The 4,491-nt window shown below is 69.4% G+C and carries 4 protein-coding genes; 1 reads left to right on the top strand and 3 read right to left on the bottom strand.

The features are described from left to right. Positions 1-138: 138 nt before the first annotated feature. A complete protein-coding gene (locus ACP4J0_RS38175) occupies positions 139-1,068 on the bottom strand; it encodes an alpha/beta fold hydrolase (RefSeq protein WP_426603996.1) in 930 nt (309 codons plus the stop codon). Positions 1,069-1,188: 120 nt separating this feature from the next. Here ACP4J0_RS38175 and ACP4J0_RS38180 point away from each other — a divergent pair, with 120 nt between their 5' ends. Next, positions 1,189-1,959, top strand: coding sequence for an IclR family transcriptional regulator (locus ACP4J0_RS38180; RefSeq protein ID WP_426603998.1), 771 nt, complete (start codon positions 1,189-1,191; stop codon positions 1,957-1,959). Positions 1,960-2,049: 90 nt separating this feature from the next. Here the strand turns inward: ACP4J0_RS38180 and ACP4J0_RS38185 are convergent, their stop codons facing one another. Both ACP4J0_RS38185 and ACP4J0_RS38190 read right to left on the bottom strand, forming a co-directional pair. Continuing rightward, the gene (locus ACP4J0_RS38185) at positions 2,050-2,859 is read right to left on the bottom strand and encodes an IS3 family transposase (protein ID WP_426604000.1); all 810 of its coding nucleotides are present in this window, start codon (positions 2,857-2,859) and stop codon (positions 2,050-2,052) included. A 105-nt stretch (positions 2,860-2,964) separates the two neighbouring features. Then, positions 2,965-4,491: thioesterase domain-containing protein (locus ACP4J0_RS38190; protein ID WP_426604002.1), on the bottom strand; the 1,527-nt coding region annotated here is incomplete at its 5' end.

Below are 4,491 nucleotides of genomic sequence, written 5' to 3' on the forward strand. Positions count from 1 at the left end.
CGGCCCGCGGTACGAGTGGAGCGAGTAACTCCCACTCCCGATCGGTGAGTTCATGGCGACGTATCACGCCGCCATGAACCACGAACCTGATGATCTTTGAAGACGGACCCTGGTAGACGCGTCCGGCGCGGCCACCGGTCACTCAGCCAGCGTGGCCGCCCACTGGGTGAAGATCTTCACGTACCGCGCCGGGTCGAGCTGGTGCATCACGTGCAACGCGTCCGGCACCGACTCGTAGTCGACCTTCACCCCCGCTGACTCCATCAACCGCCTGGCCTGCGCGGCCTGCTCGTCGGAGAGCGCCCCGAGCCGGTCGCCGGTCTCCGGGTCGATGCCGCGCGTGTGGTGCGTGAGGAGTACCGGCGTCTTGACCTGGCTCAGCATGCGCTCGTGCGGGCAGTTCAGTCCGACGGTCCCCTCCCAGAAGGCCCGCGCCCACTCCGGGTCGTACTCTTTCATGTGCTGCGGGATCTCGTCTGCCACGAAGTGCCGCGCCATCGGCGACGACGCGGCGCCGGCCGCGCGGCGGTAGCCCTCCCAGTCGCCCACGCTCCACTGGTCGCCGAGGTACGTGCGGAAGAGTTCGAACAGGGGGCCCGCCCCCTGGCGGACCGAGTGGCCGTACATGGGGACGAGTTCGGACGCGAAAAACGGGGCGTCCTCGCACAGCGCACCCCGGATCTGCCCAGGCATGGCGTACGCCGACAGCCAGGCCGCAAGGACGCCGCCGGAGGAGTTGCCCGCGACGACGACGGGTCGCTGCACCACTAGGGCGATGAACCGGACCAGGTCGTTGCCGAAGTTGTCGAGGCTGTACCGCTTCGGCGTCCAGCTGCTGCGCCCCTGGCCCCGCAAGTCGACGGCGTAGACGTGGAAGTCCTCCGCGAGGAGGCCCATCGTCTCCTCGTACCCCCACCAGGAGCCCGTCTGCTCGGGGATCAGCAGCACGGCGGGCTTGTCCGGATCACCGGCCTCAGCGTAGTTCATGGTGATCTCACCGAGGTCGGCCTGCTGTTCGGGATAGGCGTGCGGGACGTAGACGTCGCGCAGCGCGGGATCGGCCATCATTGCTGTCTCCTTGGTTTTTGAGCCCGAACCCGACCAGCACCGGCATCCACCGGTCATCGGGTGGGCGAGTCACGGAGCTAGTATTTGGACCATGGCCGCCGACGCGCACCGACGATTCCGATGAGTGGAACGCCAGTACAGACCCCTCGCTCGGGACGGCCGCCCCGCGGCGAACCGATCCTGGAGCGGGCCTTCAGGGTCCTGGGCGCCTTCGCGGAGGCCGGGGAGGGCCTGACCCTCCACACGCTCGCGGCTCGGGCGGGGCTTCCGAAGAGCACCACGTCCCGGATCGCGGCCCAGCTGACGGGTGTGGGCGCCCTCGAACGCCGCGACAACGGCGATTTCGTCGTCGGCCTGCAGCTCCTCGAGATCGCCTCGCTGGCGCCCCGCGGTCACGGACTGCGCGCCGCCGCGCTGCCGTTCATGGAGGACCTGCACCGGGTCACCGGCCAGCACATCCTCCTCGCAGTGCGCGACGGCGACGAGGCCGTTCTCGTCGAGCGCCTGTCCGCACGGGACTCGGCAGCGGTCAAGTACAGGGTCGGCGGTCGCCTCCCCCTCACCGGGACCGGCATCGGCATCGCCCTGCTGGCGTACGCCCCCGAGCGGGTGCGGGAGGAGGCGCTGGCCGACGCGAACGACGCGGCGCTCCTGCGCCGGCTCATGGCCGCCGTCCGCACGGAGGGCGTCTGTGCCATGACGGTGCCCAACCCCCTGCGTTCCGGGCCCACCACCATGTCAACCGTCGCCGCCCCGATCCTGGACCGCCACGGTGACGCGCTGGGCGCGCTGTCCCTGGTCGCCCCCGGCGAGGCCGCAACCCAGGCCGCCGCCGTTCGGACGGCGCTGCGGACGGCGGGCCTGGCCATCTCCCGGGTCGTGGGGCGGTGAACCGTGACTTGGCCATGCGGCAGACCGGCGCCCACTGCGCCGGGTCCCGAACTCACGCGCCTGACAACGACCCGCGAAGGCGTCAGCGGATCATGACTCGACGAACTTGTCCGCCAGGCCCCGTTCCAGGTAGTCGTCCGGCAGGTCCTGGACGACTAGGGCCTGTCTGATGTTGTGATCATTGAGTGCTTCTGGAGGCTGCGGATCCAGAGAAGCGCCGCGCGGAGTTCGAGGCCGGCTTGGTAGTTGGCGGGGTCCTTGCCATAGCGGGTGGCGAGGCCCCGCCATGGGCGGGCCAAGGTGAAGTTTCTCCGTGATCTCGGACACGTAATGGTTATGCCGCGAGGGCGTGCTGCTGCTGCCTGGTCTCGGCCGGGGTGAGGTAGCCGAAAGTCCGGTGCTTGCGCAGGCGGCGGCGGTTGTAGAAGGTCTCAATGAAGGAGAAGACCTCGGCGCGGGCGGTGGCCCGGTCGGGCAGGTGCGGGTGCCGATCTCCTCCTTGAGCAGGGCCCAGAAGCTCTCCGCGGCAGCGTTGTCGAAGCATGATCCGGTGCGTCCGCAGCTCTGCCGCAGCCCCAACTTCCCTATTCGTTCCCGGAACTGGGTCGACGTGTATTCACTGCCGCGATCGCTGTGAACAATGCAGCCGGACTCCAGTCCGCCCCGGCCGTGGGCCATGTCGAGAGCGTCGACGACGAGCTCGGCGCGGTGGTGGTCGGCCATGGCGTAGCCGATGACCTCGCGGGTGGCCAGGTCCAGCCAGCAGGCGAGGTAGAGCCAGCCCTCGGCGGTGGGCAGGTAGGTGATGTCGCCGACCAGCTTGGTCCCGGGGCGCTCGGCACGGAAGTCGCGGCCGATCAGATCCGGGGCCGGCTTCGCCTTCGCATCCGGCCGGGTCAACGAACGCTGCCCGAGTGAGGGACGTTACGGCGGCTCCCCAGCGGTACGCGAAGTAGTGGCGCCCCTCCGGGCGGCGGTGATCATCGCCGCCCGGAGGGGTTTTGGTCACCCCTGCTGCTCGGTTTCCGTCAGCCACTCATGGACGACCTCGGCCACGAACGGCACGTGCTCGCTCTCCAGAATGGTGAAGTGGTCGCCGGGGACGTCGACGACGGCGGACATCGCCGTGAGACTCGTCTGCCAGTTCACCCCCTCCTCCTGGACGATCGGGTCCGTGGCCCGCACGAGCAGGGCGGGGGCGGCGAGACCACCCGGCTCCCAGTCGATGAGCAGACTCCCGCAGATCCAGGCGAAGGCCGTGAGCTCCTCGAACCCGATACCCCCGGAGTCGATGCCGGTGAACGACCGGCCGGCCAGGTCGTTTTCCCACTTCCTGATGACCTGGTCGTTCATCCGGTACGAGTCCAGCAGCGCGACACCGGTCGGGGCCGCTCCCCGCCGCTCCAGTTCCTTGGCCACTTCGTACGCGAGTACACCGCCGGACGAGGCGCCTGCCAGGGAGAAGGGCTCGTCCCCGACGTAGTCCATGATCGCGGTCGCCATGACCTCCATCAGGATCTCACTGGTCGCGGGCAGGTCATCGCCCACGTCGAACCCGGGCGGCATGACCGCCGAGACCCGTCGCATGCCGGCGAACTCGGCCGCAAACCGCAAGTACACGTCCGGGCCGGTCAGAGGCAGAGGTACAGGCGGACAGATGCAGATGAGATGCGATCCAGTGTCCCCGGGCGAGAGCCTGACCAGCGCGGGCGGCTTGGCCAGTTGGTCGGCGGTCTCGAACTTGGGCCTCAGCATCGCACCGCTCTTTGCGAACTCGTGCGCTGCCCCCACTTGCCGGTTCTCGACCGCGCGGAAGTACAGCTTGCCGACGATGTCCTGCCGGTGCGCCGTCGGAGCCCCCGCCGATCCCGCGGCCGATGCCGCCGCATCGGGCTTCGCGGCCGTCGGCGACTGCGCGAGCGCGGTCCCTAGGTAGTCTGCCACGTCGGTGATGGCCGGGTAGTCGAACACCAAGCTGGCCGGCAGCTTGAGCCCGGTCACGGTAGCGAGCCGGTTGCGAAGTTCCAACGAGGTGAGTGAGTCGAAGCCCAGCTCACGGAATGGCCGGCTGCTGTCGATGTGGTCGGGCGATGCGTGTCCCAATGCGGCGGCGACATGCCCGCGGACCAGATCCTGCAGGAAACCGGGGCGCTCCCCACCCGGGATCGCCGCCCACCGCCGGGCGAAGCCATCCGGGTCCTGGCGGTCATCCCTGGCGAGCGGACGGACCACACCGCGGGCGAGCGACCGCAGCATAGGCGGCAGTCCCTCCGGAGTGCGCAGTACCGAGGGATCGAGGCGCGTCAGCCCCACGACCGCCTCGCCGGTGTGCAGAGCTTGATCGAACAGGGCCAGACCCTGGTCGACCGACAGAGGGGGCATCCCCATTCGCTTGATCCGCCGCATGTCGGCATCCCGCAGGGTGCCGGTCAGCCCGACCTCCGTCGTCCACGCCCCCCAGGCCATCGACACACCCGGCAGGCCCGCCTGCCGACGCCACTGCACCAGAGCGTCCAAGAACACATTGCCCGC

Source organism: Streptomyces sp. WG7, from assembly GCF_049975785.1.
GTDB lineage: Bacteria > Actinomycetota > Actinomycetes > Streptomycetales > Streptomycetaceae > Streptomyces.

What these genes read in the sequence shown, in the direction of transcription:
- ACP4J0_RS38175 (WP_426603996.1), bottom strand. Translation starts at nt 1,068, where the DNA reads ATGATGGCCGATCCCGCGCTGCGCGACGTCTACGTCCCGCACGCCTAT.
- ACP4J0_RS38180 (WP_426603998.1), top strand. Translation starts at nt 1,189, where the DNA reads ATGAGTGGAACGCCAGTACAGACCCCTCGCTCGGGACGGCCGCCCCGC.